Genomic DNA, 2,961 nt, shown 5'->3' with positions numbered 1-2,961 from the left:
TCCAGTAAGCTTACTATGAACACTTAGTGAGCACAAGCCTACGGCGCAGTGGGAACTTAGTGTTCGTTGTAAGGGCGTGTGGACACCGTCAGGTGTCCAGTAAGCTTACTGTAGTAAGTGTGTTGTACTGTCACAAATATTGGGGGATAATTTATGTACGGTGATCTGCTGAGTAGGGAGAAGGAAATACTTCAGGCCTATTCAAAGAATATAGAAACCTATAATGAGCTTGGGCAAATCCTTCATTATAAACTGACGGAGATGATTAAAAAGCATAAATTTTTCACCATGGAGGTCAGCTATCGTATAAAGACCGTGGATAGCCTGGCGGACAAGCTGAGGCGGAAAAGTGGTAAATATCAGTCCATATATGATATTACTGATTTATGCGGTGCCCGTATTATTTGTTTTTTAAATGATACTGTGGATAAAATTTCCGACGCTTTACGGGAAACCTTTGTGGTGGATGAGCAAAACTCGGTGGACAAGCGGGCCAGCCTCAGTGCCACCCAATTCGGTTACCTTTCGCTGCACAATATTGTTTCCCTGCGGCCGGATGACGGCTACAATGAGGAATTGTGCATAATTCGCTGTGAAATCCAGATCAGAACGGTTTTGCAGCACGCCTGGGCTGAAATAGAGCATGATTTGGGGTATAAGAGCTCCTTTGGTGTACCGAATACCATTCGCCGGGAATTTTCCCGGATTGCCGGACTGTTGGAAATTGCTGACAATCAGTTTGTGGAGCTCAGTCAAAACATACAAAAATATAAGAATGGTATTATTGAGCAGATCGCTCACGGCGAATATCAAATTCTTCCTTTGGATGAGGTAACCTTAAATGAATACCTTTCCAAAAATGATGAGTACTTTGAATTTATCGAGATGTACAGCAATGCCCTGCAGATGGAGTATCTGCCAACACCGGCCTACAATCATCTGCGGCACCTGTTTTGGTTTGAAATTAAAACCCTGGGGGATTTGTACGGTGCCCTTTTGGAATACAGTGACAGTATGCTGAAGCTGACCCGGTATTTTGCCCGGGAAACCAATACGGAATTTTTTACAACCAATATGCTGTTCAATAATCTCTGCCAGGCCATTCTTATCAAAAATAAATATACCCGGGAACAGGTACAACGCTTTATGGCTCTGTCGGCCTGCGGCAATAACAAGAAAATCCAGCACGACACGGATGAATTGTTTGAAATCAGCCGCAAGCTTCATTTGGTCAATGAAAGCAAGTGGATTTCCGGTATCTGGGGTGATGTGTAGGATATGGGCAGTAATATTTTTGCCAAAAAAGAGGAAAATTGGTACTTGCGGCGAAATATATGAAACATATAACGAGCTTTAAGATGTCCCCCACCTCTTTAGGTGGAGGAAAACAAACTACAACAGCTGGCGAGCATATCTTCCAGCTCGTTGAAACGCTAATTGGAAGATTTTTCTTCTAAAGAAGAAAAATTTGAACAATGGCGTTATAATTTACTGCGGTGCATAGCCTGTACCAGCAGAGCTTTGAAAAAGGAGAGTTGAGCTATGGATAAGTATCAGTGTGGACCATGTGGTTATATTTATGATCCTGAGGTGGGGGACCCGGACAGCGGCATCGCTCCAGGTACGGCCTTTGAGGATATACCTGAGGATTGGGTTTGCCCAATTTGCGGTGTAACCAAGGATATGTTTGAGAAGGTTTAAGCATAAGTAAAGCATAAGAAAAGCAGGGCTCCTGTAACAGGAATCCTGCTTTTTGCTTTTAATACGTTATACTAATTCGGCAGTTAATAACACGGTAGTTAATAAATCGGCAGTTAATAATCGGCAAGAATAACGTTAATTGTTGACGGCTGCTTATCGGTTGTCTTCCACGTCTTCCGAAAGGCCGTCTGCATTACATCACCTTCTACCACAAAACCTCATACCAAATAGCATCATCAGTGTTGAATTTCACCTATGCACCCCCTTTTGGGTTTAGAAAGCTTCGTGCGAAATGGTGCTTCGCACTACGCCCTTACAACGAAATCTAAGGCTCTTCTGCATCCTTCGGATTTGATTCGCTAAGATTTCGTAGTAAACTTACTGGACACCTGATGGTGTCCACACGCCCTTACAACGAACACTAAGCTCCCACTGCGCCATAGGCTTGTGCTCGCTAAGTGTTCATAGTAAAAAGAGTCAGAGTTTTTTGAATATTTCCTCTGTGCTTTTATTATACTCATTTTGGCTGCCCTTGGGAATAGGCTAAAAAAAATGCGAATAAATATCATTTGAATAGTAATACTTGGGAAAAACTACAAAGTAAAAGGGGATATTTGTTAAAAATTTTATTTTCAATAAAAGGATATTTTACAGGTAACAGCGAATTTTATATACGTAAAGCTGTAAACGAAAATGAAAATGGAAATTGAAATTTTTAGTTCAATTAACTGAAATGAGGGACGAGTATGAAATTAAAAACACAAGCAGTAATTTTTGTTGATGGGTGTCTGCTGGTTGCCTGTGTATTGCTGGGGATAATCGCCTATATCAATTCGGCCAAGGGCTTTGATGATGCATATATCAGCAAGGTTTCAGATGTGGCTGAGCGGGTGGAGCAGCTGATTGAGGTTAAGTATCCCGGTGAGTGGAATATGAGGGCTGGCAAGCTGTATAAGGGCAACAGCCTGATGGAGGGTCTTTCCACGGAATTAGATGCCCTGGCCGGGGAGGAGGCTGTTACCATATTCAATAATGATACCCGGGTGTCCACCAATGTTATGAAGGATGGCCAGCGGGCGGTAGGCACCAAGGCCAATGATGATATTGTGGCACAGGTAATGGGCAAGGGGGAAACCGCCAATGTGGAGGCTGATGTTATAGGTGTTCCATATTATACCTGCTATCAGCCAATAGAGGACGCTAACGGCAAGCGGATAGGTATGCTGTTTGTGGGTGCTCCAAGTGCTCCGGTCATTGCCC

Annotated in this window: 3 protein-coding genes; all 3 read left to right on the top strand. The window is 43.1% G+C overall.

Going from position 1 to position 2,961, the window contains the following annotated elements:
- Positions 1-153 precede the first annotated feature (153 nt).
- Positions 154-1,275 (top strand): GTP pyrophosphokinase family protein, encoded by a 1,122-nt coding sequence (locus Q0Y54_RS12515; protein ID WP_297968635.1) that lies wholly within the window; start codon positions 154-156, stop codon positions 1,273-1,275.
- 267 nt (positions 1,276-1,542) lie between these two features.
- Positions 1,543-1,701 carry a rubredoxin gene (rd, locus tag Q0Y54_RS12510; protein ID WP_297968632.1) on the top strand — a complete coding sequence of 53 codons (159 nt, stop codon included), beginning with the start codon at positions 1,543-1,545 and terminating at the stop codon, positions 1,699-1,701.
- Between the two features lie 746 nt (positions 1,702-2,447).
- Positions 2,448-2,961, top strand: a 514-nt coding sequence (locus Q0Y54_RS12505) for a cache domain-containing protein (protein WP_297968628.1), incomplete at its 3' end; no start/stop codon positions are given.

The sequence above is a fragment of the uncultured Anaerovibrio sp. genome (assembly GCF_947302755.1).
Lineage (GTDB): Bacteria > Bacillota > Negativicutes > Selenomonadales > Selenomonadaceae > Anaerovibrio.
This window is presented reverse-complemented; position numbering and strand designations above follow the sequence as displayed.